The organism is Exiguobacterium sp. ZOR0005 (genome assembly GCF_000798975.1).
Taxonomy (GTDB): domain Bacteria; phylum Bacillota; class Bacilli; order Exiguobacteriales; family Exiguobacteriaceae; genus Exiguobacterium; species Exiguobacterium aurantiacum.
Map to the genome: position 1 here is coordinate 79270 of NZ_JTLB01000022.1, position 26330 is coordinate 105599.

A 26330-nucleotide genomic window follows, 5' to 3' on the forward strand; every position below is an offset into this window, starting at 1 on the left:
TTTTTCGTTATAGTGTGATCGATGCCGTCACGAGTCCGTATACCCCGTACGTCGCCGCGAGCAAAATCAGCACTGCAATCGCATATTGAAGCCGACTGAGAAACGGCCGTCCTTGCTCCCGTTCCGCCACCATGAACACGAAAATGCCTGGCGCATATAAAATCATCGCAATGAGCATGTATTCAAGCCCTGAAGCGTATAATAACCATCCGGCGTACATGGAAGCGATGCTAGACACTACGAGCATCCTCCGCGAGTTCGTCCGTCTCGCCTCTTTTAAACCGAATAAGGCCGAGAAGAAATACGGGACGAGCGCCGCGATTCCGGCGATGCTCGAGAGGACCAAATACGTCTGCTCCGAGAACAAGGCGATGACCGTGACGACTTGAGTGAACGCTTGTGTGACGAACAGCGCGTTCACCGGCGTCTCATTTTCATTTAACCGGTTGAATAGACGCGGAAAGACGCCGTCCCGGCTCGCCACGTAGGAAATCTCCGTCGCCAAAATCGTCCAGCCGAGGAGCGCGCCGGCGAGTGAGACGAGTAGCCCAATATTGATGAGCGTCGCCCCGACCGGTCCGACGACCGCCTCCAACACATATGCCATCGACGGTTCCGGTAACGCGGCGAGCTGCGCTTGTGTCATGACCCCGAACGAGAAAATCGAAATCATCATATAGATGAGAAGCGTCCCGACAAGCCCGATGACCGTCGCCCGTCCGACGTCCCGTTTGTTACGAGCGCGGGATGATAAGACGACCGCCCCTTCAATCCCGACGAACGCCCATAACGTGACGAGCATCGTCGATTTGACTTGCGGGAACACGTGCGACCAATTAAATCCGTTCTCGCCCCAAAAATCAATTTGGAACGTCTCGATGCGAAACGCGAACAAGATGAGGATAATAAACAAGAAAATCGGCACGAGTTTCGCAATCGTCGTGACGATGTTGAGAAGCGCCGCTTCTTTCATCCCTCTCGAGATCAACCAAAACAACCCCCAGATGAGGAGAGCGCTCATGAGCAACCGAAACGTCCGGTGCTCAGCCGAGAAAATCGGAAAGAAGTAACTGAGTGTGCTAAAGATGAGCGTAATATTCGCCACCGTGCCGATCCAGGCCGACATCCAATAGCCCCAACCGCTATTGAAACCGACGAACGTACCAAACCCTTCCTTGGCATACGCATAGATGCCACCCTCTAACTCCGGACGAGAGTCCGCCAAATATTGAAACACGAACGCGAGCATGATCATACCGACGCCCGTGATACCCCAACCGATCAAGACGGAACCGACGCCGGCACCCTGTGCCATCGCTCCCGGTAAATTGAACGCCCCGCCGCCGATCATCGTTCCGACGACCATCGCCGCGAGGCCAAAAAAGCCGATTCCGGCTGTCTGTGACTTCATTCAAAACGACCTCCACTTACCCTGACGTCTGACGAATAACTATACATACATAACGTATAATCATCCGACGATTTTTTCATTCTACTGAATAAAAGGGTCGTTTGATAGGTATTTCACTAATGTTTATATTTTCGAATAATTAAGAAAAATAAATTGCGTATTCATAATATTTGTAGTTTAATAAACACTATATTCGAAACAATCAGAATTTTCGGGAGGAATCACAATGCGCAACAAGAAATGGTTAGCTTTATCGGGAGTCGCATTACTCGCCACGGCAGCTTGCGGAGGCGGCGAAGAATCATCAAGCTCTTCTGAAGGTTCTTCATCAGGCGACGCAAAAAAAGAAATCACACTCGTTTCGGCGACGGACTTGCCACAGCTTGACCCGACGCTGACGACGGATTCAACGTCAATCATCGTAACGAACAACGTCTTCGAGGGACTGTATCGACTCGATGAGAACAACCAACCGACACCAGGCATCGCAGAAGATGTCGACGTGTCAGAGGACGGCCTTACATACACATTCAAATTACGTGACGCCAACTGGTCTGACGGCTCACCAATTACGGCCGACGATTTCGTCTACTCATGGAAACGCGCCTTGAACCCTGAGACGGGTGCCGAGTACGCGTACATCTTGCAAGACTTGAAAAACGCCAATAGCATCCTCGCAGGAGAAGCCGACGTCAACGACCTCGGTGTCAAAGCCGTCGACGAGAAGACGCTCGAAGTCACACTCGAAGCACCGGCTCCTTACTTCCTCGGGTTGACTGGGTTCCCGACGTACATGCCACAAAAACAAGAGTTCGTCGAAGAACAAGGCGAAGCGTTCGCGACTGCCGTCGACAAGACACTCTATAACGGTCCTTACGTGCTCGAGAGCTGGCAAGACAATACGGGCTGGGTGTATAAGAAAAACCCGGACTATTGGGATGCAGACAACGTGAAGATGGAGACGATCAACGTCAAAGTCGTCAAGGACGTCTCGACAGGCGTCAACTTGTTCGAGTCTGGCGAAGCGGACTATACGCTCCTCTCGTCTGAATTTGTCCCTCAGTTCCAAGACAGCGAAGAGTTCAAGACGCGTGCCGATGCCCGCATCAACTTCCTTCGCTTCAACCAAAAGAACGAGGCACTCCAAAACGTCAATATCCGCGAAGCGCTCGCGAAAGGCTTCGACAAACAAGGCGTTACGGACGTCATCTTGACAGACGGCTCGCAACCGGCAAACTTCATCGTCGCCAAAGACTTCACGTACACGTCTGACGGTGCCGATTTCCGTGAAAAATATCCAGACCTCCTCAGCTACAACGTAGACGAAGCGAAAGCGGCGTGGGAGAAAGGATTGTCTGAACTCGGCGTCGAGACGATCGAACTTGAGTTCCTCTCACGTGACGAAGAAGCGTTCAAAAAAGTAAACGAGTTCATCAAAGGCGAGCTCGAGAAGAACTTGCCAGGACTCACGCTCAACATTAAACAACAACCGTTCAAAAACTTCCTTGAACTCGAAGGCGCAGGCGACTATGATGTCTCAGCTGCCGGCTGGGGTCCTGACTATCAAGATCCGATGACATATCTCGACATGTGGGTAACGGACGGTCCGTTCAACCGGATGGCCTACTCGAACGATGAGTACGATCAACTCGTCCAATCTGCCAAGAAAGAAGCCGATGAGATGAAGCGTTGGGAGACGATGCAAGAAGCGGAACGCGTCTTGCTTGAAGAAGACTTCGCCATCGCACCGATCTACCAAAAAGGTGAGGCATACCTCGAGCGTACGAACATCGAGAACATGTACCGCCACCCGTTCGGAGCTGACGCAAGCTTCAAATGGTTGGACGTCAATTAATCGACAACCCCTTCCGCATTCTCGCGGAAGGGGTTGTTTGTCGTTCTATTGTCTTCGAGCCGGGAGCGGATCCGATGACAAAGAAACAGGCATGCCCTCGAGTGGGGCACGCCTGTTTTGAGTAATTATGCTTCGCGTTCGGCTCGGATTTCCGCCGGTACACGACCTCGTTTCGAGATGATTTGCGCGATGAAGAGCAAGACGATGAACGTCGCTGCTGCCGCGAAGAAACCAATCCACATCGACGTCGTGATACCGAGTACCAAGTATCCGACCGCTGAGACTCCAGCCGCGATCGAAGCGTACGGAAGCTGTGTCAAGACGTGATCGATGTGGTGCGATCCGGCACCAGTCGAACTGAGGATCGTCGTATCCGAAATCGGTGAGCAGTGGTCACCGAAGACGGCACCTGCGAGCACGGCCGCGAGCGTCGGAAGCAACAGCTCCGGCTCGACCGCCATAATCAAATCGGCTCCAATCGGAAGCATGAGACCGAACGTCCCCCAGCTCGTCCCTGTCGAGAACGCCATGAGTCCAGCGATCGCGAACAAGATGAGCGGCAAGTAAGACGCCGCGATTCGATCCGTGACGAAGCTCGCCAAGTAATCACCTGTTCTCATGTCACCGATGACCGCGATGATCGTCCAAGCGAACAATAAGATAAGCACTGCCGGCCACATGGCACGGATCCCGGCCCAAGCGGCGCGACCGTAGTCAGCAGACGGGATTTTGCGTCCGATGAGCAACAAGAAAGCAGAGATCAAACTGATGACGGCACCGGCAACGAGTGAACGTGTGACGTCCGTCGCCTCGAAGGCGCCGAGGAGCGAGAACGCTTGTCCGTCAGCCGCGAGCGCTTGTCCGCCCGTGTACAGCATCGCCGAGACGGTCGCGACGATCAACACGATGATCGGAACGATCAAGTCACGGACTTTCCCGCCATCATGCTCTTTAATATCTTCGCTCATCCCCATCGGCGCGCCTTTCGACACGTCGTACAGCTCACCTTTAAGGGCGCGAAGTTCATGGGTACGCATCGGTCCGATGGCGAGTCCAGTGAAAGCGACATATCCTGTCAACAGAAGCGCAAAGATGGCATAGAAGTTCATCGGGATCATTTGGATGAACGCCGACAATGACGAATAGCTGTCAATCGAGTACTTCGCTAAAATACCGGCGATGATAGCAATGATGTAGGCTCCCCAGCTCGAGAGCGGGCTGATGACACAGACCGGTGCGGCCGTCGAGTCAATCGTATAGGCGAGTTTCGCTCGTGAGACTTTTTTCCGGTCCGTGAGCGGACGGCTAATGTTACCGACTGCGAGGCTGTTGAAGTAGTCATCGATGAATATCAAAATCCCAAGCCCGAACGAGACGAGGCGAGCGCCGCGTGCCGTCTTGACGTTAGCAGCCGCCCATTCACCGAACGCACGAGCTCCACCCGACGTCTGAATGATGGATGACAAAATACCGAGTAAGAGCAAGAACGCGATCAAGAGAACGTTCCATTCGTTCAATTCGCCGTCAGACCAGAACAAGGCGATGACGTTCGACCATAAGTATGAAATCGAGTCGATCGGGTTGAAACTATGCAAGAGCAACACCCCTGCGATAATCCCGACGCCGAGTGACGGGATGACTTTCCGTGTTGTGATGGCCATAATGATGGCGAGCAATGCCGGTACGAGTGACAGTACCGATGTTGAATAATCTACCATGCTGTTTTCCTCCTCTTCTGTTTGAGATGAGGCCCCCCAATGCTTAAAAAAACGCAAAGCGAGGGCATCGGCAACAAAGCCGACACCCTCGCTGGATGTTCCGTCTTTCTTAGCCGACTTGGAGCGCTCCATACGCAAATATGTATGGCAGTCTGACGGGTGTTTCCCGTCAGCCCAGCATGAAGTCACGGACATGACTTCACACTTCGGCGATCTTGCCTTTCTGTAGTCTTCACCGTTGTCATCCTCGGACTACTTACTCATCAGCATCGCACCTCTACCTCATCGATAGCACGAATATTCATTTAAAAGTTACGTCTAAATTATCATAAGTGACCGTCACATATCAACACTTATTTTTCCTCGCGGACGATTTGTTTCAAGACAGCGAGTGCCTCTTTGTCGTCCGACTCGACCGCTTTAAAGAAATCACTGAAGAAATGATACAGCACGAACCGTTCGGCGTGCGATGACGTGTGGTCTTTGATCGTCAATAGGATGAGTCGGCGCAAACGGCGTTTCGTCCGCGTCTCGTCAGGCAATTCTTCACATCGGTCTTGGAAGGCACGATATACAGAATTGATCAAATCCTCATGTTCATCATACGACCGGTTGTAAGCAACTTGTTCCATCTGTTATATCCCCCCTTTCAAATTGTACCGATGAAACTTGTTGTAACTATACCAACTTACCGGTGACCGTTCAATCGTTTCGGGCCGGTCTTAACAAAAATCATACGTTAGACCGACTCACGCTTCGATGAATGAGAACGTCGTCACATCAAACAGTCCCATATCCGTCAACTTCAAGTCTGGAATGACAGGAAGTGCGAGGAACGACATCGTCAAATACGGGTTGAAGTGACGATACGCCCCGACGACGTCGAGGGCGTCGTTCAATTGCTCGAGGACTTCTGCGACTTCTCTATACGGACGTTTCGTCATGAGTCCGCCGATCTCGAGCGGCAAGACGGCGAGAACTTTCCCTTCTGAGACCGCGACGACGCCGCCACCGACTTTCTCGAGCGTCTCGGCTGCGAGTAGCATGTCTTCCGGGCTGACGCCCGCGACGACGAGGTTGTGGCTGTCATGCGCCACCGTCGCGGCGAGCGCTCCTCGTTTCAACCCAAAGCCGGTCACTGGTGCAAGTGCCATATGTCCCGTCCCATGGTGCCGTTCGATGACCGCGAGCGTCGCGATGTCCTGGGCGATGTCCGCGCCAGATTCGTCTGGACTGAAGACGAGCCGTTCCCGCTTCGTCAACAGACTGTTCGGCAACACTTGAATCACGTCGACGGCCTCTTCCTTGACCGGCAAGCGGAACGAATCCGCGGTCAAAGCTGGAAGTTTAAGTTCCCCTTTCATCGGTTTCGGCACTTCGATCCCTGTGGCTTCGAACGTGGCGTTTCCTTCTTCAACTACAAGTTCGCCGTTCACGTAAACTGTTTCGATTTTAACCGATTGGACGTCTGACAAGATGACGAAGTTCGCTCGCTTGCCTGGTGCGATGGCACCCACATCTTTCAATCCATACGCTTCGGCCGCGTGAAGACTGGCAATCGCGTATGCCGTCTCCGGTTTGACCCCTTGTTTGATGGCCATACGAATGTTGTAGTCAATCCCGCCTTCTGCGACGAGATCATCTAAGTGCTTGTCATCCGTACAGAACAAGAAGCGATGCGCGTTGCTCTCGGTGATGGCCCGACTCACTTGTTCAACGTTTCGCGCCACCGACCCTTCTCGGATTTGAACGTAAAAGCCGCGACGGACTCGCTCGAGCGCCTCTTCCGCTGTCGTGCATTCGTGGTCTGTCATGATGCCCGCTGTGCGGTACACGTTCAACTGGTCCGGACCAAGCCCAGAGGCGTGCCCGTCCACGACTTTTCCGGCATGCTCGGTTTGGGCGATTTTCTGAAGCATATCTTCACTGCCGGCCTCAACGGACGGATAATCCATCACTTCTCCAAGACCGTGTACGCCCGGGTCGCCTAAAAACGGTGCCAAATCCTCCGCATATAGTTTTGCCCCGGCGTGTTCAAACGGTGTCGCCGGCACGCAGCTCGGTAGCATCATCCGGACGTCGAGCGGGAGCCCTTTCGCGTCGGCGAGCATATATTCAATGCCGAGTGCCCCGTTCACGTTCGCGATCTCATGCGGATCGGCGATGACCGTCGCCACACCGAGCGGAAGGACGGCTTTCGCGAACTCGTGCGGCGGGACCATCGACGACTCGATATGGACGTGTGAGTCGATGAACGTCGGCGCGAGCGTCCACGACGGGTCATGGTATTCCGTCTCCCCTTCGTAGCCTTCCCCGATGGCCACGATGTATCCTGCGTCGATGGCCACATCGGCGCGAATCGTCTCCCGACTATACACGTCGATGACCGCCACATCTTTAAAGACGACCGCTGCTTTCTTTTTCTTGGCGGCGATGTCAATCAAATGTTGTTTTTCCATCTGTGTGTCTCCTCTTTTCAACGTATTTTATCTATCTTAACAAGAAAAATCTTTTCGGCGCAATTTCTTTTTGAAGTTGTGCGACAATAAGAGCATATCTGTTTGAAAGGGGTTACACATATGCAATATCAATTAGGCGAACTCATACCAAAAGTCGACGAGACGGTGTTCATCGCTCCAGGGGCCCATGTCATCGGAGACGTCACAATCGGCGAGCATTCTGGGGTCTGGTTCAATACGGTCATCCGCGGAGATGAAGGGCCGATTCAAATCGGTTCGTATGTCAACATTCAGGACGGGTCGATGGTCCACCAATACGAAGGATCACCGACAATCATCCATGATCGCGTCTCGATCGGACATATGGCGATGATTCATGGTTGTGAGATTGAAGAAGGCTGTCTGATCGGGATGCATGCGACCGTGCTCGATGGGGCGAAGGTCGGGAAAGGGTCGTTCGTCGCCGCCGGCGCGCTCGTCACGCCGAACATGCAAATTCCAGAAGGGGTAATGGTCATGGGTGTCCCGGCCAAAGTCGTCCGTCCGCTGAATGACGAAGATCGTTTCATCATGGAACGGACCGTCAACAAGTACGCCAAACGGGCGGAACAATACCGCAAGACGTGTAAAGTACTCGCCGCCACAGAAAGTTTGTGAAAGCGTTTACAAGATTCATAAATTGTTAACGATTATCCCGATTTTTCTTCATGTTTCCCTTGTATACTGAGGATGTAGTCAAGCCGACGTGTCGAAAGGGGCCAATTGTATGCATCTCAACCACGCGCAATTCATGTTAGACTTGTACGCTTCGTCCATCAACCCAAGCTATTGCCTTCATGTCGAGGATTCGTTCGACGATACGCTACAAGGCGCACATCGAGAGGTTTGGGAACGGATACAATCGGATAATAGTATAGAGGAAGAAATCAAAACCGGGGGAACGTGATCATAATGATTCCAGCTAATGTCATTCAAGACTGGCTCGCAAATAAATTAAAAAAATAACTCACATACATCAAAAGCTCGAGCGTAGACACTTGTCCTCGCTCGAGCTTTTATTTATTCAAAAATCGTGAGGCAACTGTCAATCGACTGACGACGTTTTGTCGGTGGCACGTCCTCGAACCGTCCGAGTTGGAGTAGCCCGACGAACGTCTCCCCTTCCGCCCCAATCATGTCTTGCAGGCGCGCATCCTCAAAGATACCGCCCGTCCGCCAGACGAGGCCGATGTCTCGTTCACTACAGAGCAGATGGAAGTTTTGGATGAACGTCGCCGTCGCGAGCAACGCATCCTTCTTGTCTTTCTCCGTCTCGAACGGCTTCGTCGTCACGTAGATGCAGGCAGCTGCATTTCGGATCCGCCCGGCAATCTTTTCCCGCTTCGACTCTGGTCCGTCTTGAAACGCTGGCTCGAGCGCGGACAGCAACACGTCTTTCCCGTCCCCGTTGAACAAATAGACGTTCCATGGTTCGACTTTGTTATGAAACGGCGCTTGATGGGCCGATGTCAAAAGTTCATACAACTCAGCCGTGTCGAGTTCACCTTCCGTGAACATCCGAATCGTCCGCCGCGATTCGATCAACTGTTGTCCTGCCGTCTTTTCTATCATGTCAATTCCCCCTCACATATCTTTTTTCATCATATATGAAGCAGAAGTCAACGCACAACTCGATTAACCTGCCAACTAACGGTTCACCCGAAAAGGGATTCAGTCATGCGACTGAATCCCTTTTCTTTATTCGCCTACACCATTATGTCGATTGACCGACCACTTCACAAGCGACCAAGTCTTCGAGCGTCTGTCTGCGAACGACGAGACGATGTGTCCCGTCTTTCACGAAGACGACGGCCGGACGAAGCATTTGGTTGTAGTTGCTCGCCATCGAGAAGTTATACGCCCCCGTCGCTTTGACGAGAAGCAGATCCCCCGCCTCGATCGGCGGGATGAGTGAACGGTTCGAGATGATGTCTCCCGACTCACAGCACGCCCCGACGATTTTCGCCTCGAGCGTCTTTTCTTCATTCATCCGTGTCGCTGCGATGACGTCGTACTCGGCGTCATAGAGGGCAGGACGGATGTTGTCCGTCATCCCGCCATCGACCGAGACATACGTGCGGACACCGCTCACTTCCTTCACCGTACCGACCTCATAAAGCGTCGCCCCGGCGTTCGCGACGAGCCAACGTCCCGGCTCGATCCCGATTTTCGGGAGCGGCAATCCGAAGCGGTTCACTTCCGCGATGAGCGTATCCATCACTTGCGTCATCGTGTCGGCAAAGTCGAGCGGATCGTCCGACTCGAGATAGGCGACGCCAAAGCCGCCCCCGATGTTCAAGACGTCGGCTGTGAAGCCTGTCTGTTGACGAATCGTCTCGATGAAGTTGACCATCGTCTTGACCGTATTGATGAACAGCGTCGGCTCTTGAATCTGTGACCCGACGTGGCAATGGATACCTTGTAAGCGGAGTCGTTCCGCCGCAAGTGTCGCCCGGACCGCTTCGAGATACGTCTCGTCATGCGTTGGGAAACCGAACTTCGTATCGACCCCACCCGTCTGAATCGCTTCATGGGCGCCTCCGACAACTTGTGGAACGATGCGGAGCAAGACATCGACGTCGACGTCATGTTCGACGGCAAGGCCGGATAACAGCCCGATTTCACGCATGTTGTCAATCGTGAAATGAGTGATTCCGTTCTCAAGGGCGAACGCGATGTCTTGGACCGTCTTGTTCGACCCGTGGACGTGAATCCGGTCGGCCGGTACACCGGCGTGCAAGGCGACGAACATCTCGCCGCGCGAGACGACATCGATACTGAGACCGGACGCCATGACTTTCTCATAGACGGCCGCGATCGACATCGCTTTCGACGCGTAGAGCGCGTACGTGTTCGGATACTTGTCTAAAAAGGCGCTCCGGACGAGTCCGAGACGGCTCTCGAGCTCCGGCTCGCTCATGATATAGAGCGGCGTCCCATACGTCGCTTGAAGCTCACGAACGGACACGCCCTCGATCATACAAACTGATTGGTTGGTGGTGTACATACATTTCCTCCTTCGAAGCGATGCGGGACACGCCATGAGCGTGCGCATAGTTGTTCTGAATTGTTGGCGTGACCGGTACGCGTCACGTCATCAATTTTTGTCGTGTTGCCATATAACTCGACCACGTCCCCGACTTGAACGGTCTCATCGACGCGGAGGAAGCTGTGGCTCATGAAGATGTTACTAATGAACGGGAACGCCCGATCGTTAATATGGGCCGGCAAATGCCGCCGTGCGCGCATCAAGCCATCGCCGTAACCGACTGACAGGACAGCGATCCGTTCTTGCGCCGGTGCCGTATAACCTGTGCCGTAACCGACGTGAGCGCCCGCTTCGATCTGATGCACCGCGATGACTTCTGTCTCCCAACGGAACGCTGGGACGAGCCATTCGACCGGTTCAACCGACGAATAGCCGTACAGAAAGATACCGACCCGCACGTGCGTGCAATGCGCAAGACGAGCGTCCGCTTGTAGCGTCGCCGCGCTGTTCGCCGCATGCACGACTTCGAACGCATGCCGCTCGATGAGCCGCGTCGACCAGTCGGCGAACCGCTCCACTTGGATACTATGCTCGATTTCCGCGTTATCGGCATCGGCGAGCGGGAAGTGCGTGCATAACCCGACGAGGTCGAGTCCTTCATCTTGGCAAAATGCGACGATGGCAAGTGCCTCCTCGAACGTCTTGGCACCAAAACGGTTCATGCCGACATCTAATTTCAAATGGAGCCGGACCCCGTCCAAATGGGCGCGCTGCGCGACTAACCAATCGTACGATCCGATGGCGACATCGAGTTTCTGTTCTTGGACATCTTGCCATTCATAAACAGGGTTCATGACGAGGACGCGGGCGTCAGGCGCATACGTCCGAACCTCCTTTGCCTCTTCAAGCGTCGTCACCATGAAGTGACGCACCCCTTCTTCGTACAGTGTCGTCACAACTGGCTCCATCCCTAAGTTATAGGCGTTGTTTTTCACGACGGCGAACACCGGGCGGCCGAGCGTCTCGATCCGACGTTTGTTCTCACGAATCGCGTTTAGGTCAATTGTGACTCCCATACAAAAACTCCTTTATTCTTTGACTGCTGCTTTGACGAATGTGATCCAATCGCGATGGTTTTCGATTTTCCCGGTCACGGCTTCACGGTAACGTGTGAGCATGTTCGTTGCGACCGTCTGAACCCCACCACCGATCGAGATGTTGTCGACTTCGATGACACTTGTCACTTCAGCCGCCGTACCCGTCAAGAAGATTTCATCTGCTACGTATAGTTCGTCACGACCGATGTGGCGTTCGATCACGTCAAACCCGTCTTCACGGGCAAGTTCGATCACCGTTTGACGCGTGATGCCGTCGAGCACCGAACAGTCGAGTGACGGTGTGAAGATTTTTTTACCTTTGACGAGGAAGATGTTGGCGACGCTCGCCTCGCTGACGTTTCCGTTCATGTCGAGGGCGATTGCTTCATCGTATCCGTCGCGCACCGCTTCGCCTTTAAGCAACTGCGAGTTCATGTAGTTCGCTGCCGCTTTCGCCTGCATCGGCATCATCGTCGAAGAGACGCGGCGATATGACGCGACTTTCGCCCGGATACCGACCGTTTTGCTGAAATATTCACCGAGCGGCCAGCATGAGATGGCGACGTGTACTTTTGTTTCCGCAGTCGGCATGAGTGCCTGCCAAGGTGTGCCGAGGAAAACGAATGGACGGATGTAACAAGCTTCAAACCCGTTGCGTTCAATCAATTCGATTGTCGCTTGCTCGAGCTCGTCGACCGTGTACGGTAAATCTACGTGATAGTAGGCGCATGAGCGTACGAGGCGCTCCAAATGTTCGCGGAGACGGAAGATGGCCGGGCCTTCCTCTGTGTGATAGGCTCGGATTCCTTCGAAGAACCCGCTCCCGTAATGAATCGCGTGCGTCATGATGCTCGTATTCGCATCCGTCGGCTCGATCCAAGCCCCGTCTTTCCACATCCATTGTCCATACTGTTCCATAGTTCAACTCTCCCATTCATTTTTGATATTTTCTGTCTATTATACGTTAGAGAGAGCGTAAGTCATCAACAAGTTGTGTTTTTTCTGCAGTTTTTTCATCTTTTTGCTTAATGATGCGGGCCGGTGTACCAGCAACGACGACGCCAGGCGGTACGTCTTGTGTGACGACACTTCCTGCCGCGACGACTGCGTTTTCTCCGACACGGACGCCTTCCAAGATGACGGCGTTCGCACCGATCATGACACCGTCTTCGATGATGACCGGATCTTTTGAAGGTGGCTCAAGGACACCTGCGACAACCGCGCCGGCTCCGAGGTGGACGTTTTTCCCGAGTGTGCCGCGGGCGCCGATGACAGCGTTCATGTCGACCATCGATCCGTCACCGATGACGGCTCCGATGTTGATGACCGCCCCCATCATGACGACGGCGTTGTTCCCGATTTGGACGTGGTCCCGGATGAACGAGCCTGGCTCGATCCGTGCGTTCAATTTCGTCGTGTCGAGCATCGGCACGGCACTGTTGCGACGATCAAACTCGACGTGTGAGTCCGTGATGACCGCTGCGTTCGCTTCTAGGAATGCGGCGGCACGTTCTGCTGTCGTCAAGAACAGTTTCGACTCGTCTGACCCGAACGCTTTCGCGTCCTCGATCGTGAGACCGGCCAATTGGCCGTTGACGTATAGTTTGACTGGCGTTTCTTTCTTGGCATCTTTAATGTATTGCGCGATTTCATAAGCGTTTGTGAGTAACATGAGTAGCCTCCTCGTATAGGTTCGTTAAATTGTATAATCCGGCCGGGCGGTCGAGAATCGTCGCCGCAGCAGCGAGCGCCCCGTTCGCGAACACGCGTTTTGACAGGGCGGTGTGTTTCAATTCCAGCATCTCGTCATCCCCAGCGAAGAGCACCGTATGCTCGCCGAAGATCGTACCACCACGCACCGAGTGCATGCCAAGCTCGTTCGCTTCCCGGGCTTCACGGCGTGGCGTCCGGTCATATACCGGTGTGACGTCACGTTTCGCCTCGATGGCTCGGGCGAGCAACTCCGCTGTCCCGCTTGGCGCGTCGACTTTCTTACGATGATGCGCTTCGATTACTTCGATGTCATAACCGAGCGTGAGCGGTACGAGCTGGTCGAGCAATTGTTTCAACAGTGCGATCCCGTAAGACGTGTTATACGACTGGAAGATCGGGATCTCGTTTGATGCTTCCTCGATTTTCGCGAGTTCTGCTTCCGAAAAGCCGGTCGTCGCGATGACGAGCGGGACTTGCTTCGCTTTTCCGTAGGCGAGCACATCATCTAAGAGCGCCGGGTTCGAGAAGTCGATGACGACATCGATGTCCGCCTCGACTTCTTTCAGCGACGTCGGATGCTCCCCGCCCGCCGGTGAGACGATAGCCGCGACGTTCAAGTTTTGCGTGTGGGCGACTTCTTCCACGATTTGCCCCATCGCCCCGTAGCCATGAATGAGTAAGTTCACTGTCTCACCTCATTGAATTGCTCCATTGCTGACAAGAGCCGGGCCTCGGCCGTCGCGCTCATCGGAACGAGCGGAAGGCGTGGTGCGCCGAACTCGAATCCGCGTGCGTTCAATGCGGCCTTGACCGGGATCGGATTCACTTCGGCGAACAGCTCATCGATGACCGGCAACAAACGGATTTGCCACTTGCGCGCCGTCTCTAAATCTCCGGCGAGAAGTGCCTCGGCGAGTGCGACCGTCGCACCAGGATAAACGTTTGATAATACCGAGACGACGCCTTGGGCTCCCCAAGCCATGTACGGTAAGATTTGATCATCGTTCCCGCAATAGACTGGGAACCCTTCCGGTAAGTGGGCCATCATTTGAGCCATCACCGAGATGTCCCCGCTCGCTTCTTTCAAAGCTGCGATGCGTGGATGGTCGGCAAGTTCTCCGACCGTCGCCGGTTCGAGCGCGACTCCGGTGCGTGACGGCACGTTATAGAGCATGAGCGGAATCGGTGAAGCGTCGGCGATCGCTGTGAAGTGTGCGATGAGGCCGGCTTGCGTCGACTTATTGTAATACGGTGTGACGACCATCGCCATCTCGGCACCGAGCTCTGCGGCGCGCTTCGTCTTCTCGATGCTTAGCGCCGTATTGTTCGATCCGGTGCCAGCGATGATGACGGCGCGTCCGGCCGCGATGTCGATCGCTTTCGTGAGGAGCGTCTCGAACTCTTCGTCCGTGATCGTCATCCCTTCACCGGTCGTCCCCCCGATGACGAGCCCGTTGATTCCTGCTTTGATTTGATCTTCAATCAACGCTTCCCATGCGGTAAGGTTTAGCGATCCGTCTTGTTGGAACGGTGTGGCAAGTGCTGTAGCGACTCCTGTGAACATGTGATTTCCCCCTTTATTTTGTAGCGGTCTGTCCGATCATGCATTGAGCGATTTGAACGGCGTTTGCGGCCGCACCTTTTCTGACGTTGTCGGCGACACACCAGAGATGGAACGTGTTCGGTTGCGACTCGTCGACACGGACACGTCCGACGTACACGTCGTCGGTCCCGTTCGCATCGAGCGGCGTCGGGTAGACGAGTTCATTCGGGTTGTCCATGAGGACGATACCTGGCGCGTCACTGAGGACGGCCTTCACTTCAGCGAGCGTCGCCTCGCGGTCGAGCGTGACCGTGATCGAGACAGCGTGGCTGTTTCGAACAGGAACACGGACGCATGTCGCCGTCACCCCAAGGTGTGGAGCGTTCAAAATTTTGCGTGTCTCGTCGATCATCTTCTGCTCTTCTTTCGTATAGCCATTCTCGAGGAACACGTCGATGTGCGGTAACACATTGTCATAAATCGGATACGGATAGTTCTGCGGGTCCTCACCACGTGCTCCGCGCTCTAAATCTTCAATCCCTTTTTGTCCTGAACCCGAGACGGCTTGATACGACGTATAGGCGACGCGTGTCAATCCGTACACTTCAGCAAGCGGGGCGAGCGCGACGACCGATTGGATCGTCGAACAGTTCGGATTGGCGATGAGCGTCTTGTCCGGGCTCAGCTCGACCCGGTTCACTTCCGGCACGATGAGTGGGATGTCCGTTTGCATCCGGAACGCGCTCGAGTTGTCGATGACGATGACACCTTGTTCGCTAAGGCGCGGCGCATACTGTTCACTGATACCGCCTCCTGCCGAGAACAAGGCGATGTCGATCGGGTCTGCGTAAATCGCATCGGACAATTCTCGGATGACGACGTCCTGTCCATTCACCATGACCGTCTTCCCGGCTGAACGGGCTGATGCGTACAACATCAACTCGTTGATCGGGAACTCATATTCTGTCAACACTTCAATCATCTTTTGACCGACGGCACCGGTCGCACCGACGACAGCTACGTTATACATGTGGCGTCCTCCTTATAACTTGAAGCGCGTCGCGATGGCCGCGACTGCTGCTTCGACGTCTTGTTCGTTGATCGTGTAAGAGATGCTGATTTCAGATGTCGTGACTTGGTAGAATGGGATGCCGCTCTCACGGAACGTCGCGAACAGCTCGGATGCGACACCGGTCGCATCACGCATCCCGATACCGACGACTGAGATTTTCGCATGTTCGGTATGGCGATCAATCTTGATTTGCGGGAACGTCTCCGTCAACTCGGCGAGCGCTTCTTCAAGGAACGCTTCCTCGTCAAGCGGACACGTGAACGACAAGAACACTTCTCCGTCGAACGCCGTCTGACTGATCATATCGATATTGACGTGACGCTGTGACAACTTCTCGAAAATATCGGCCACACCTGCCACCGAGTGCGGAATATGTTTAATTGAGACGCTGAGCACGTTCTTCACGACGCTCACGCTCGTCACCGCTTTTTGTTCCATTGCCTGTGTCATATCCATGATCCAAGTTCCTCCTTCGCTCGCAAGCGTCTTTCCTACAAAAATGTTCACGTCATATTTTTTCGCGAGTTCGACGCTACGCATCTCCATCACTTTCGAACCGAGTGCGCTCATCTCCATCATCTCGTCGTACGACACTGTGTCTAAGCGGCGGGCTGTCGGATGGATGCGCGGGTCGGCCGTATACACACCGGCGACGTCCGTGTAAATCTCACACCGTTTGCTGAGGACGGCGGCTAAGGCGACGGCCGTCGTATCGGAGCCGCCGCGACCGAGCGTCGTCACGTCCCCGAACTCATTGACACCTTGGAAGCCGGCGACGATGACGACATCATACGTGCGCAACTTTTCTTCCAACACTTCTTTTCGAATCGCCTTAATTTTACTTTTCGTATGGATGCCCATCGTGTCGATCCCGGCTTGTTGCCCGGTGAGCGACAGCGCTGCGACGCCACGCGAGTTCAAGGCGATGCTGAGCAGGCTGATTGTCTGCTCTTCCCCGACCGCCAGCAAGCGATCGAGTTCTCGAATCGTCGGTCGTTCCGTGATTTGCTTGGCGAGTGACAAGAGAGAGTCGGTCGTCTTTCCCATCGCGGAAACGACGACGACGAGCTTCTCGCCGGCCTCGGCCCGCGTTTGTAAATATTCAGAAATTGCCTGTATTTGTTCGATCGTGGCAACAGAGCTGCCTCCAAATTTCAATACGGTTGTCATCAAGTTCCCCACTTTCATGATGTCCACCAACAGAAAAAGCGGCAGACCGGTAGGAAGCACTCTCCCTACGGTCTGCCGCTTGTACGCGCAGTTGAAAAACGATTGAAAAATCGTTCCGTAGATAGCGCTCCATGGCATTTCATCCATGGCAGTGTAGGCGTTGTTCACGACTACCCCAGCCTTCGTTCGTACGCATGCGAACGTCGACTTCGGCGAATTTCCCCTTTCGGCCCGATCCGGAATGCGTCCGTCTCGATCAAGCTTACTCATGTCATTCGCAACCTCTATCTGTCAGTTGTTAGTTTTAGTTATAACAAATGAAAAACGACTTGCCAACCTTTTTTTAGAAAAAAGGAAAATTTCTAAAAACGATCACCACGCCTTTTTCATCATCCGGTGCGGGATGTCGGCGTCTAAAAACTCATCGCCATACGGCTCATACCCGAGTCGCTCATAGAACGGGAGCGCCGTCAGCTGGGCCCCGAGTTTCAACGTATGGATGCCTTGTCCGTTCGCGACGCGCTCGATCTCAAACATGACTTCCTGGGCATACCCGTTCCCTCGCGCCGTTTTCAATGTCGCGACCCGTTCGACTTTGCCGACGCCGTCTTCAATCGGTCGCAGCCGGGCCGTCGTCACAGGATTGTCGTCCACTGTTCCGACGACGTGGACACAGACCGGATCGAGGTCATCATACTCGAGTTCAGGATCGATGCCTTGCTCCTCGATGAAGACGACTTCCCGGACGTGTCGCGCTTGTTCAATCAACGCCTTTGTTTGACCGTGCTTGATGTTCAACATGAGACGACCCCTTCCTGCAACCGTTTCACGACTTCCGCCGTCGCCTTCTCTAAGTCGAGCACCGACTCGAACCTGGCCTGCGCTTGTTTATGGCTGCCACCGCCCCGCCCGATGCCAAGGTCGTCGAGCGTCCGTTTCAAAAACTTCCCGATGGCGATGTCATGTGTCCCGTCATGCATGAGGATGAGCTTTTGCGCCGTATGATTGGCGCCGACGGCGATGCGTCCCGTCGCAGCGATGCGCTCGATGATCATCGTCGTCAGTGTCTCGCCTTCAGTCTTGCCGATGTGAGTGATGACATAGTTGTCTTCTTGTAAGAACGCGGCCACTTTCGCTTTGGCGACTCGCGCTTCGAGTGCTTTCACTTCTTTCTCCCGCTCGATCCGGGCGTTTCGTTCTTCGACGACACGGGCCGCGACCGTCTCGTTCGTCGTCGACAACGTCTGGTGCACTTGCCGGAGCGCATCGCGTGACGATTGAACAGCTCGTAGCGCCCGCGCCCCGGCCACATACGTCAAACGGACGTTGCCCCGTACTTTTTTGACGGATGTGACATGGACGGTGCCGAGTTGTCCGGTCGAAACGACGTGTGTCCCACCGCAGGCGTTATAGTCGAGACCTTCGATTTCGACGATGCGAATCATCCCGGTCCGGTCCGTCGGTTTTCGTAGTCTCGCTCTGTCTATTTCACCGTCTAATAACGTGTGCACCGTGATCGGACGATTTTCAAAGATGAGATGTTGCACGTCGCGTTCGAGCGACTCGACGCTCGACCAGTCGAACACATTCGTTCCGATCTCGAGGGAAGACTCTTCCGGACCGATGCCGAAACTGAGTGTCTCGATGCCATATCGGTCTTCGAGCACGGCCGTCAACACGTGTTGTGCCGTATGTTGAATGGAATGGTCGTGACGTGACGCTTCGTCGACTTGAGCGGTCACTACTGTGCCGACCTCAAGCGGTCGCTCGAGCAAATGCCACACGACGTCGTCGACTTGTTGAACGTCCTGTACCGTTTCGTCCGCGATCGTCCCAGCGTCAGCCGGTTGTCCGCCGCCTTCCGCATAAAAGTGCGTCTCTTGAAGCGCGATCCAATGCCCACGCTCATCTTTTCGTTGTGCCGTCACCGTCGTTTCAAATTGCCATTCGCTCATAAGTGGAACCTCTTTTCTCTATAATGTGTTCAGACAACTAGTTTGATTTGGTCTATAATAGGACATAATCCTTTTTTAAGTCAGGAGCGATTGAGATGCTACAGATTGATAAACAATCCCCGCTTCCTATTTATTATCAAATCGAATCTTATTTAAAGCAACAAATAGATGCCGGCTTTCTTCAGCCCGGCGATTTGATTCCTTCAGAGCGCGAGTTCTCTGAGCAATACGACGTCAGTCGGATGACCGTCCGTCAGGCCATCAAGAACTTAGTGAATGAAGGGTATTTGCATCGTCAAAAAGGCCGCGGCACATTCGTCGCGACGAATAAAATCTCGATGACGCTCTCCGGCCTTACGAGTTTCACCGAGGAAATCAAGCATCGGGGCATGCGTCCATACACTCGTCTGCTCTCGTTCCAAACGATTCCCGCCCCGTATAAAGTGTCGCGCCGCTTAAGTGTCGCCCTTGACACCCCGGTGTACGAGATGAAGCGGCTCCGCCTCGCCGACGAGCAAGTGCTCGCGCTCGAGACGGCCTACATCCCGGTCACGTTGCTCCCCGATTTGACGGAGGAGGATGCGACGGGATCGATTTACGAATACGCCGAGCAGGCAGGACTCCATTTGAAAAATGCGACCCAGACGCTCGAAGCCCGCAGTGCCGGCTCAGAGGAAGCGCAGCTACTGACGATCGAACCGGGTGCCCCGGTGCTCTTGATCGATCAGCGGACGTATCTCGACAGCGGCGACATGTTCGAATATAGCCGTGCCCTGTTCCGTGGCGATTCGTACTCGTTCACGGTCGCAATGGAGCGCACGTAATCAAAAAAACGATTTGCCGACGCGGCAAATCGTTTTTATTGTGCTTCATATGTGATGCCTGAAGGGTCATACATATACGATTCGAGTTCTGACTCGGTCATCGCCTGTACTTCGTTTCCGGCATCGGCCTGTTGGACGCGATAACGGACCTCGTCGAGCAACGGTTCGTTCAAGAAGTAGTAGAAATGACCGTCATTACCCCGGGCCCCTTCACCCGTCAATTGGTATTGCACCGTATTGTTGAGCGCCCCGACATCCTCAATCAAGCGCATGTAGTCGTTCGGTCCGAGCGTCGTCTGCATGTTGTCACCGACCGCCTTCAACACTTTGTCATAGTTGTTCAGGAGCGACGTGCCGAGTGATTGCTCGAGCACGGCGTTGATGACTTCCATTTGACGTTGGCCCCGGCCGATGTCTCCACGCGGATCGTCATAACGGTTACGGACGTAGGCGAGCGCTTCTTCGCCGCTCAGCTGTTGTAGGCCAGCTTCGACTTCGACGACTTCGCGTGACGCGTCATAACTGTTCTGTTTCGATGAGAACGGTACGTCAATCTCAACTCCGCCGACGGCGTCGATAAAGTCGACGAACCCTTGGAAGTTGAGCGAGACGACGTGATCGATTTCAATCCCGACGAGGTCTTCGACTGTTTTCGTCGACATCCGCATGCCGTTGTTCGGGTTCGACTCGTCCATCGATCCGAAGTAATAGGCGTGGGTGATCTTATCTTGATCGAGCCCCGTTTTTCCATACGGAATGTTATAGCCTGTATAGTCGATATTGACGTACGAATCGCGTGGAATGCTCAGCATCGTCGTCTGCTTCTCTTTCTTGTTCAAGATGACGACGATCATGACGTCAGAGCGACCGTATTCCCCGCGTGCTTTCTTCTGGGGAGAGAGATCGGTTCCGAGGACGAGGAAGCTTTCGGTGTCTTCTTTATCGAACCGGGTCGGTTCAACCGTCGGATCGTCCTCAAGCGTCACTTGTGTTCCCGACAGCATGTTGTGCGCTTTATAAAAAGCAGTCCCATACATGCTGGAGCCGGCAATAATCACAATCAACAACAGAGCGCTGAAAAGTTTATAAAACGCAGACGGGCCTTTACGCCGTCTACGAGCCTGGGTTCTAGAATTCATCTTTTTCTCCTTCACGGTCGAATGATACGAGCTTCACTTATTATAGAGGAATCCATAACGTTTGTCGAAAACGTTTTGATGACAAATTCATTTCCATACAATTTCCCACAAAACGTCACGAAAAAACCTGCGGATACGAATCCGCAGGCAGTTAGGATCGAATGGAGAAGAAACGGGCCGCGGCCTCATTCCCTCGTGCTTGCAATGCGTCGGCGCACTGTGACGCGGCTTCCTTGTCGAGGACGACCGTCACACTCGGGTGCGCTTGTAAAATCGTGGCCGGCCAATCGATTGTCGGGACGCTCTCGATCATATGGTGGACCGCCTCCGCTTTTCGTGTGCCCGTCGCGACGAGTACGATTTCACGGGCGTTCATGATCGTATCGAGTCCCATCGTGATGGCGTCAGTCGGGACGTCCTCGATCGAATCGAAGAAACGCCGGTTCGCTTCTCGCGTCGACTCCGTCAACTCGGTCACGTGCGTCTTCGCATCGAGTGCCGTGCCCGGCTCATTGAAAGCGATATGACCGTTCTCCCCGATGCCGAGCAGTTGTAGATCAACGCCGATCGAACGGACGAGCGCCTCATATCGTTTCGCTTCCGCTTCCGGATCGTCAGCGTCCCCTCGCGGCAAGTGGTTCTCCTTGAACGGGACGTCGTCGAACAGTTTCTCTTCCATGAAGTGGTGATAGCTTTGCGGATGGTCCGGGGCGAGCCCGATATATTCGTCTAAGTTGACGCTCGTCACATGACGACAGTCAAGCCGGTCTTCCTTGAACATCTTATACATGCCGACGGGCGTACTACCGGTCGCGAGTCCTAGGACGAAGTCGTGCTTTCCTGAGAGTCGTTCTTTGATGAGTGTATACGCGATCTGTTCTGCTTTTTCCGGTGTATTGGCTACTAATATATTCATACGAGATCCTCCTTCTTAAATACGACCTGCCCCCGATGGATCGTCTGCTCGACCGATAACGCCTCGTCCCACAAGACGAGGTCCGCATCAAAGCCGACCGCAATTTTTCCTTTATGCATCAACCCAAACTCATGCGCTTGGTTTCCTGACGTCATCTTCACGGCCTCTTCTAACGTACATCCCGTGAAATCGAGCATGTTACGGAACGCAGCGTCCATCGTCAACACGCTGCCGGCTAGATTCCCTGCTTCAAGACGGGCTGCCCCGCCCTCGACGATGACCGGTTGACCCCCGAGCTCGTAGCGTCCGTCTGGCAATCCTTTCGCCCGCATCGCGTCGGTGATGACGACAAGCCCGTCAGCTCCTTTCAAGCGATAAGCAAAATCGACCATCTCTCGGCGGCTATGGATCCCGTCTGGAATGATCTCGACCATGACGTCCCGCTCGAGCAAACAGTATCCGACCGTCCCCGGCTCCCGATGATGCAGACCACGCATTTGATTGTACAAGTGCGTCCCGTGTTTGACACCTGCTTGTTTGTTTTCGGTGTATGTCGCATTCGTATGCCCGGTCGACCCGATGGCCCCCGTCTCCCGCATGGCACGTTCGAGTTCCCGAGCCCCTGGCCGTTCCGGCGCATACGTGACGAGACGAATGTGTCCCCCGGCCAGCTCTTGAAAACGCCGGAACTGGTCGGCGTCCGGGTCCGTGATATGTTCAGCCGGTTGGGCCCCGGCGTTGTCCACGTTGACATACGGGCCTTCTAGGTGAATACCGATGACAGACGTGTCGCCCGACTCAATGACACGACGGGCCGCCTCAAGCGCCCGGGCAATCTCTGATGTCGATTGCGTGATCGTCGTCGCCAGAAATGACGTGACCCCTTCTGCGAACATTGATGTCGCGAGATGACGCAAACGCGCCTCGTCCGCATCCATCGTGTCGACGTCGTAACCGCCGTGCACATGAATGTCAATCATGCCTGGCGTGACGAGTGCTCCCGCTACGTCGAGCACGTCCTCATCTTGCGCGACGTAATCGTCCATTGGCCCGACCGCCTCAATCGTATGCCCGTTCCACCGAATATACCCACGTTCCCACGTCTCATCTCCCGAGACGATTCGTGCATTCATGATCACCATCATCAGTCTCCACCTTTCTATCCCTATTCTTCCCCATTATCATAACAAATATCTAGTATAGTTGTATATACCAATTTTTTTGTTTAATCATCAAATAAAAAATGAGGGCAAGAAACGTTCATCACGCCTCTTGCCCTCATTCATTGTTTATGGGGCCGGTTTCGCTTCCGGCTTGTATCGACGCACGATGTACACGAGTCGGACGAACAACAGCACTGCCCCGGCAGCGAGTCCGGCGATCAGCCCGATCCAATAACCGTCCGGTCCGAAGCCGTACGGTTCGGCGAGCAAGTAGCCGAGCGGAAGCCCGATCACCCAATAGGCGATGAGCGACAGGACGAGCGTCACGTTCACGTCCTTGAAACCACGCAATATCCCTTGAATCGGTGCGGCGACCGCATCTGACAGTTGGAAGAACACCGCAAAAATCATGAAGTGGGCGGCGAGCTCGACGACAGCCGCATCGTTCGTATAGATGGCCGCGACACGCTCATTTTGCCAAAAGAGAAGGGCTCCGGAAAACATCGATACCGCCAAACAGAGGACAAGTCCGATTTTCGCGTAGCGGACCGCATCTTTTAGGCGGCGTGCCCCGAGCTCATAACCGACGACGATCGTCAATGCGCTCGATGCCGACAGCGGGAGCATGTAAACGAACGAGGCGAAGTTGATAGCCGCCTGGTGGGCTGCGACGATATTGTCTCCGTACGAGCTAAGAAGCAGCGTCACAGCTGCGAAAATACTGACCTCGGCAAAAATGGCCAGACCGATCGGCGTCCCAAGCTTCAACAGTTCTCGCTGTCTCGGCCACAAGAGGCGTTCAAACGAGCGAAGAAAACGATATTCCAAGAACGGTTTGCCGCTCCGGACGAACGCGAGCGCCATGAAAAAGAGGAGCCAGTACGTGATCGCCGAGGCGATTCCTGCCCCGATGCCACCGTATGCCGGAACGCCAAGTTTTCCAAAGATGAAGATGTAGTTTAATCCGACGTTAATGGGTAACCCTAATAGTATAAGGAGCATCGAGACACGGGTTTTGCCGAGCGAGTCCATGAGCGTGCGTAGCACGTTGAACAAAAACATCGGCAAGACCCCGAAACCGAGGGCGAACAAATACCCTTTAGCGATGCGTTTCCCTTCCTCGCTCAGCCCCATCCCATCGACGGCGGGCGGGACGAGGATGGCCCCAAGGATGAGCGTCGCGATGCTCAGACCGACCGCCAAGTAAATTCCTTGGAACAACGTCCGTTGAATCTGCTGGATATTTCTCGCTCCGAGCGCTTGTGCGACAATCGGCGCGACGGCGAGCAAAATCCCGCTCAGTCCCGTGTAGACCGGCATCCACAAACTCGAACCGACACCGACACCGGCCAAGTCGACCGCTCCTGCGCGGCCGGACATGACTGTGTCAAAGAAGCTGATTAAGTAAAACGACACTTGGGTCACCAAAATCGGGAAGAAGATGGTGAAGAACAATTTGATTTTTTCTTGAAGCGTATGTGTTTGGTACATGGACAACCCTCATCTCATTTCAGAAAGGAAACAATCGAATGAATCAACGGAATGCGGAAAAGCTAAAATATGAACTGCTCGAAACATGGAACACGTTCAACCATTATATAACCGAAGCGCTCACGTTTCAAAATAGCGAGGACGTCCATCAGGCGCGCGTCCATTTACGGAAGCTGTTGACGTTCATGCAGCTGTACGAGACGAAACCGTCCACATATCGACAACTGAAACAGCTCATGGAAGCGCTCGGTACGGTTCGCGACGGTGATGTGCTCATCGAAGCGTTTGAGGTGGACAACGAGCTCGACGAGGCCTTTCTTGCTTACATGGAACAAAAACGCGCCGTGGCTCGAACGGTGCTCGCGACACGAGTGAGCGAAAAGATGACGCCTTCGCTCGATCAGCAAGTGCGTCGTTTTCTCGGTGGACAGCTGTTGCGCGCGTTCAATAAACGAGATGCAGCGGCTTTTATCGACAAAGCCAAATCGGAACGGAAGCGCCGCATCGATACTCACAAAGAAGCGTCACACATGGCCGACCGGCTCGAGACGCTTCATAAAATCCGGCTCGCCGTCAAACGCGAGCGCTATTTACATGAATATTTATTGAACTACGAAGAGGCGGCCTCAAAAGATCACGTCCATAAATTGAAACGGCTGCAGACCGAGCTCGGCAACATGAACGATCATCATCAACTTCTGCTGCGTTGGACAGATTTTTCACCGCCTGACGAGCTCAAGTCAGCTTATACGTCGAAGCTTTGCCAGCTTGAGACCGAACTCGACGAAGCGGTCGCTGCCGTCTCACTTTAACGCGACGTGTAACGTTCGACGAGTAGCTCAAGCAGTTTCATCCCGGCAATCGAATTCCCTTTTGAATCGAGCGCGGGACCAAAAATACCAAATCCGACATCGCTCAGTCCGAGCTCGTGCTTGCCGGTCGCAAGGATCGCTCCTGATACACCACTCTTGCCGGGCAACCCGACCCGAACGGCAAATTCGCCGGAGGCGTCGTACATGCCGCACGTCGTCATGATCGCCTTGACGATTCGTACGACACGCCGCGGGATCAACTCGTCACCCGTCACCGGATCTTCTCCGTTTCCTGACAGGATTCGACCGATGCGCGCCAGGTCGAAACAGTCGACCTCAATGGCGCACTGTTTCGTGTACACATCGATAATCTCATCGACGTCTCCTTCAACAATGCCATGGTGACGCATGAAATAAAGCAAGGCCCGGTTCAAGTCGGTCGTCTCGTATTCCGAGCGGGCGACTTTTTCGTTGTAGCGTACTTCTTCGACCGGCACACCTAACAGCGTCGCCAAAAATTGACGGAACTGATAAATCTTCAGCTCGGCCGTGTCGCCCAAAATCATGCTTGTGACAGCCAACGCCCCGGCGTTGATCATCGGGTTGAGCGGTTTAGAAGGGACCGTCTCCTCGAGCTTCGCAATCGAGTTGAACGCGTCCCCCGTCGGTTCCATCCCGACTTTTGAGAACACGTAGTCTTCCCCGAACTCCATCAAGACGTAGCAAAGCGCAAGTGCTTTGGACACGCTTTGAATCGTGAATTTATGATGGACGTCACCCGCATGGATGTAAGAACCATCAGGCAGGCAAATCGCCACACCGAGTAAATCGTCTTTCACATGAGCGAGCTCAGGGATGTAATCGGCCACTTTCCCTTGAGCCGTATACGGACGACACTCGTCGACCAAATGCGCCAACTGCTGTTCTAATACGTTCATCATCATCACCTCATATCCGATAGTTT

At 54.1% G+C, this 26330-nt stretch carries 24 protein-coding genes and 2 riboswitches; of the genes, 4 read left to right on the plus strand and 20 right to left on the minus strand.

All coding sequences use genetic code 11. The features are described 5' to 3' along the window. Positions 1-7: 7 nt before the first annotated feature. A complete protein-coding gene (locus L971_RS09255; protein ID WP_047375489.1) occupies positions 8-1411 on the minus strand; it encodes a basic amino acid/polyamine antiporter in 1404 nt (467 codons plus the stop codon). A gap of 226 nt (positions 1412-1637) precedes the next feature. Here L971_RS09255 and L971_RS09260 point away from each other — a divergent pair, with 226 nt between their 5' ends. Continuing rightward, positions 1638-3266 carry a peptide ABC transporter substrate-binding protein gene (locus tag L971_RS09260; protein ID WP_024371729.1) on the plus strand — a complete coding sequence of 543 codons (1629 nt, stop codon included), beginning with the start codon at positions 1638-1640 and terminating at the stop codon, positions 3264-3266. A 125-nt stretch (positions 3267-3391) separates the two neighbouring features. Here the strand turns inward: L971_RS09260 and L971_RS09265 are convergent, their stop codons facing one another. The 3 genes from L971_RS09265 to ade form a co-directional block, all read right to left on the minus strand. Then, positions 3392-4984, minus strand: coding sequence for a Na+/H+ antiporter NhaC family protein (locus L971_RS09265; protein ID WP_047375492.1), 1593 nt, complete (start codon positions 4982-4984; stop codon positions 3392-3394). A 113-nt stretch (positions 4985-5097) separates the two neighbouring features. Beyond that, positions 5098-5272, minus strand: a riboswitch (Lysine riboswitch). 65 nt (positions 5273-5337) lie between these two features. After that, positions 5338-5616: a hypothetical protein gene (locus tag L971_RS09270; protein ID WP_024371731.1), complete on the minus strand. Its 279-nt coding sequence runs from the start codon at positions 5614-5616 to the stop codon at positions 5338-5340. A gap of 117 nt (positions 5617-5733) precedes the next feature. Continuing rightward, complete coding sequence (ade, locus tag L971_RS09275; RefSeq protein ID WP_047375494.1) at positions 5734-7443, minus strand: adenine deaminase; 1710 nt, start codon at positions 7441-7443, stop codon at positions 5734-5736. Between the two features lie 120 nt (positions 7444-7563). On the opposite strand from ade, the gene L971_RS09280 reads away from it, so the two are divergent. Beyond that, entirely contained in the window at positions 7564-8100 is a 537-nt protein-coding gene (locus L971_RS09280; RefSeq protein WP_029336028.1) for a gamma carbonic anhydrase family protein, read from the plus strand. A gap of 402 nt (positions 8101-8502) precedes the next feature. Here the strand turns inward: L971_RS09280 and L971_RS09290 are convergent, their stop codons facing one another. The 11 genes from L971_RS09290 to L971_RS09340 all read right to left on the minus strand — a co-directional run bounded on the left by L971_RS09290 (position 8503) and on the right by L971_RS09340 (position 19021). Further along, positions 8503-9054, minus strand: coding sequence for a nitroreductase (locus L971_RS09290; protein WP_231557589.1), 552 nt, complete (start codon positions 9052-9054; stop codon positions 8503-8505). Positions 9055-9196: 142 nt separating this feature from the next. After that, complete coding sequence (gene lysA / locus L971_RS09295) at positions 9197-10489, minus strand: diaminopimelate decarboxylase (protein ID WP_047375496.1); 1293 nt, start codon at positions 10487-10489, stop codon at positions 9197-9199. Beyond that, positions 10459-11547 (minus strand): alanine racemase, encoded by a 1089-nt coding sequence (gene alr / locus L971_RS09300; protein ID WP_024371737.1) that lies wholly within the window; start codon positions 11545-11547, stop codon positions 10459-10461. Before alr ends, lysA begins: the two co-directional genes overlap by 31 nt. Positions 11548-11559: 12 nt before the next feature. Continuing rightward, positions 11560-12486, minus strand: coding sequence for a branched-chain amino acid transaminase (locus tag L971_RS09305; protein WP_024371738.1), 927 nt, complete (start codon positions 12484-12486; stop codon positions 11560-11562). 46 nt (positions 12487-12532) lie between these two features. Continuing rightward, positions 12533-13240, minus strand: coding sequence for a 2,3,4,5-tetrahydropyridine-2,6-dicarboxylate N-acetyltransferase (gene dapD / locus L971_RS09310; protein ID WP_029336034.1), 708 nt, complete (start codon positions 13238-13240; stop codon positions 12533-12535). After that, positions 13218-13967: a 4-hydroxy-tetrahydrodipicolinate reductase gene (dapB, locus tag L971_RS09315; protein ID WP_024371740.1), complete on the minus strand. Its 750-nt coding sequence runs from the start codon at positions 13965-13967 to the stop codon at positions 13218-13220. The genes dapD and dapB overlap by 23 nt, the downstream gene beginning before the upstream one ends. After that, positions 13964-14845 carry a 4-hydroxy-tetrahydrodipicolinate synthase gene (gene dapA, locus L971_RS09320; RefSeq protein ID WP_024371741.1) on the minus strand — a complete coding sequence of 294 codons (882 nt, stop codon included), beginning with the start codon at positions 14843-14845 and terminating at the stop codon, positions 13964-13966. The genes dapB and dapA overlap by 4 nt, the downstream gene beginning before the upstream one ends. A gap of 13 nt (positions 14846-14858) precedes the next feature. Continuing rightward, a complete protein-coding gene (locus tag L971_RS09325; RefSeq protein WP_047375498.1) occupies positions 14859-15854 on the minus strand; it encodes an aspartate-semialdehyde dehydrogenase in 996 nt (331 codons plus the stop codon). A 12-nt stretch (positions 15855-15866) separates the two neighbouring features. After that, a complete protein-coding gene (locus tag L971_RS09330) occupies positions 15867-17066 on the minus strand; it encodes an aspartate kinase (protein WP_024371743.1) in 1200 nt (399 codons plus the stop codon). Positions 17067-17180: 114 nt separating this feature from the next. After that, positions 17181-17361: riboswitch (Lysine riboswitch) on the minus strand. Positions 17362-17438: 77 nt separating this feature from the next. Continuing rightward, entirely contained in the window at positions 17439-17867 is a 429-nt protein-coding gene (locus tag L971_RS09335; protein ID WP_047375501.1) for a GNAT family N-acetyltransferase, read from the minus strand. Continuing rightward, positions 17861-19021 (minus strand): alanyl-tRNA editing protein, encoded by a 1161-nt coding sequence (locus L971_RS09340; RefSeq protein WP_047375504.1) that lies wholly within the window; start codon positions 19019-19021, stop codon positions 17861-17863. The genes L971_RS09335 and L971_RS09340 overlap by 7 nt, the downstream gene beginning before the upstream one ends. A 95-nt stretch (positions 19022-19116) precedes the next feature. On the opposite strand from L971_RS09340, the gene L971_RS09345 reads away from it, so the two are divergent. After that, positions 19117-19845, plus strand: a complete 729-nt coding sequence (locus L971_RS09345; protein WP_047375507.1) for a GntR family transcriptional regulator — start codon at positions 19117-19119, stop codon at positions 19843-19845. Between the two features lie 35 nt (positions 19846-19880). On the opposite strand, the gene L971_RS09350 is transcribed toward L971_RS09345, so the two are convergent. The 4 genes from L971_RS09350 to L971_RS09365 form a co-directional block, all read right to left on the minus strand. Next, positions 19881-20984: an LCP family protein gene (locus tag L971_RS09350; protein ID WP_029336045.1), complete on the minus strand. Its 1104-nt coding sequence runs from the start codon at positions 20982-20984 to the stop codon at positions 19881-19883. 151 nt (positions 20985-21135) lie between these two features. Beyond that, complete coding sequence (gene nagB, locus L971_RS09355) at positions 21136-21900, minus strand: glucosamine-6-phosphate deaminase (RefSeq protein ID WP_024371748.1); 765 nt, start codon at positions 21898-21900, stop codon at positions 21136-21138. Further along, entirely contained in the window at positions 21897-23045 is a 1149-nt protein-coding gene (gene nagA, locus L971_RS09360) for an N-acetylglucosamine-6-phosphate deacetylase (RefSeq protein WP_047375510.1), read from the minus strand. Before nagA ends, nagB begins: the two co-directional genes overlap by 4 nt. A gap of 144 nt (positions 23046-23189) precedes the next feature. Further along, positions 23190-24554 (minus strand): MATE family efflux transporter, encoded by a 1365-nt coding sequence (locus L971_RS09365; RefSeq protein ID WP_047375512.1) that lies wholly within the window; start codon positions 24552-24554, stop codon positions 23190-23192. Between the two features lie 38 nt (positions 24555-24592). Here L971_RS09365 and L971_RS09370 point away from each other — a divergent pair, with 38 nt between their 5' ends. After that, positions 24593-25366, plus strand: a complete 774-nt coding sequence (locus tag L971_RS09370) for a CHAD domain-containing protein (RefSeq protein ID WP_047375515.1) — start codon at positions 24593-24595, stop codon at positions 25364-25366. Here L971_RS09370 and glsA read toward each other — a convergent pair. Beyond that, positions 25363-26304, minus strand: coding sequence for a glutaminase A (gene glsA / locus L971_RS09375; protein ID WP_024371752.1), 942 nt, complete (start codon positions 26302-26304; stop codon positions 25363-25365). The genes L971_RS09370 and glsA overlap by 4 nt on opposite strands. Positions 26305-26330 lie beyond the last annotated feature (26 nt).

Excerpts from the sequence above, each read along its gene's own strand:
- L971_RS09335 (WP_047375501.1), bottom strand. The coding sequence starts at position 17,867 with ATGTTGAACATCAAGCACGGTCAAACAAAGGCGTTGATTGAACAAGCG.
- L971_RS09330 (WP_024371743.1), bottom strand. The coding sequence starts at position 17,066 with ATGACAACCGTATTGAAATTTGGAGGCAGCTCTGTTGCCACGATCGAA.
- nagA (WP_047375510.1), bottom strand. The coding sequence starts at position 23,045 with ATGATGGTGATCATGAATGCACGAATCGTCTCGGGAGATGAGACGTGG.
- L971_RS09260 (WP_024371729.1), top strand. The coding sequence starts at position 1,638 with ATGCGCAACAAGAAATGGTTAGCTTTATCGGGAGTCGCATTACTCGCC.
- alr (WP_024371737.1), bottom strand. The coding sequence starts at position 11,547 with ATGGGAGTCACAATTGACCTAAACGCGATTCGTGAGAACAAACGTCGG.
- lysA (WP_047375496.1), bottom strand. The coding sequence starts at position 10,489 with ATGTACACCACCAACCAATCAGTTTGTATGATCGAGGGCGTGTCCGTT.
- L971_RS09255 (WP_047375489.1), bottom strand. The coding sequence starts at position 1,411 with ATGAAGTCACAGACAGCCGGAATCGGCTTTTTTGGCCTCGCGGCGATG.
- L971_RS09345 (WP_047375507.1), top strand. The coding sequence starts at position 19,117 with ATGCTACAGATTGATAAACAATCCCCGCTTCCTATTTATTATCAAATC.
- L971_RS09350 (WP_029336045.1), bottom strand. The coding sequence starts at position 20,984 with ATGAATTCTAGAACCCAGGCTCGTAGACGGCGTAAAGGCCCGTCTGCG.
- L971_RS09370 (WP_047375515.1), top strand. The coding sequence starts at position 24,593 with ATGAATCAACGGAATGCGGAAAAGCTAAAATATGAACTGCTCGAAACA.
- L971_RS09325 (WP_047375498.1), bottom strand. The coding sequence starts at position 15,854 with ATGTATAACGTAGCTGTCGTCGGTGCGACCGGTGCCGTCGGTCAAAAG.
- L971_RS09365 (WP_047375512.1), bottom strand. The coding sequence starts at position 24,554 with ATGTACCAAACACATACGCTTCAAGAAAAAATCAAATTGTTCTTCACC.
- glsA (WP_024371752.1), bottom strand. The coding sequence starts at position 26,304 with ATGAACGTATTAGAACAGCAGTTGGCGCATTTGGTCGACGAGTGTCGT.
- L971_RS09340 (WP_047375504.1), bottom strand. The coding sequence starts at position 19,021 with ATGAGCGAATGGCAATTTGAAACGACGGTGACGGCACAACGAAAAGAT.
- dapA (WP_024371741.1), bottom strand. The coding sequence starts at position 14,845 with ATGTTCACAGGAGTCGCTACAGCACTTGCCACACCGTTCCAACAAGAC.
- ade (WP_047375494.1), bottom strand. The coding sequence starts at position 7,443 with ATGGAAAAACAACATTTGATTGACATCGCCGCCAAGAAAAAGAAAGCA.
- dapD (WP_029336034.1), bottom strand. The coding sequence starts at position 13,240 with ATGTTACTCACAAACGCTTATGAAATCGCGCAATACATTAAAGATGCC.
- L971_RS09265 (WP_047375492.1), bottom strand. The coding sequence starts at position 4,984 with ATGGTAGATTATTCAACATCGGTACTGTCACTCGTACCGGCATTGCTC.
- L971_RS09290 (WP_231557589.1), bottom strand. The coding sequence starts at position 9,054 with ATGATAGAAAAGACGGCAGGACAACAGTTGATCGAATCGCGGCGGACG.
- L971_RS09280 (WP_029336028.1), top strand. The coding sequence starts at position 7,564 with ATGCAATATCAATTAGGCGAACTCATACCAAAAGTCGACGAGACGGTG.
- L971_RS09270 (WP_024371731.1), bottom strand. The coding sequence starts at position 5,616 with ATGGAACAAGTTGCTTACAACCGGTCGTATGATGAACATGAGGATTTG.
- L971_RS09305 (WP_024371738.1), bottom strand. The coding sequence starts at position 12,486 with ATGGAACAGTATGGACAATGGATGTGGAAAGACGGGGCTTGGATCGAG.
- nagB (WP_024371748.1), bottom strand. The coding sequence starts at position 21,900 with ATGAATATATTAGTAGCCAATACACCGGAAAAAGCAGAACAGATCGCG.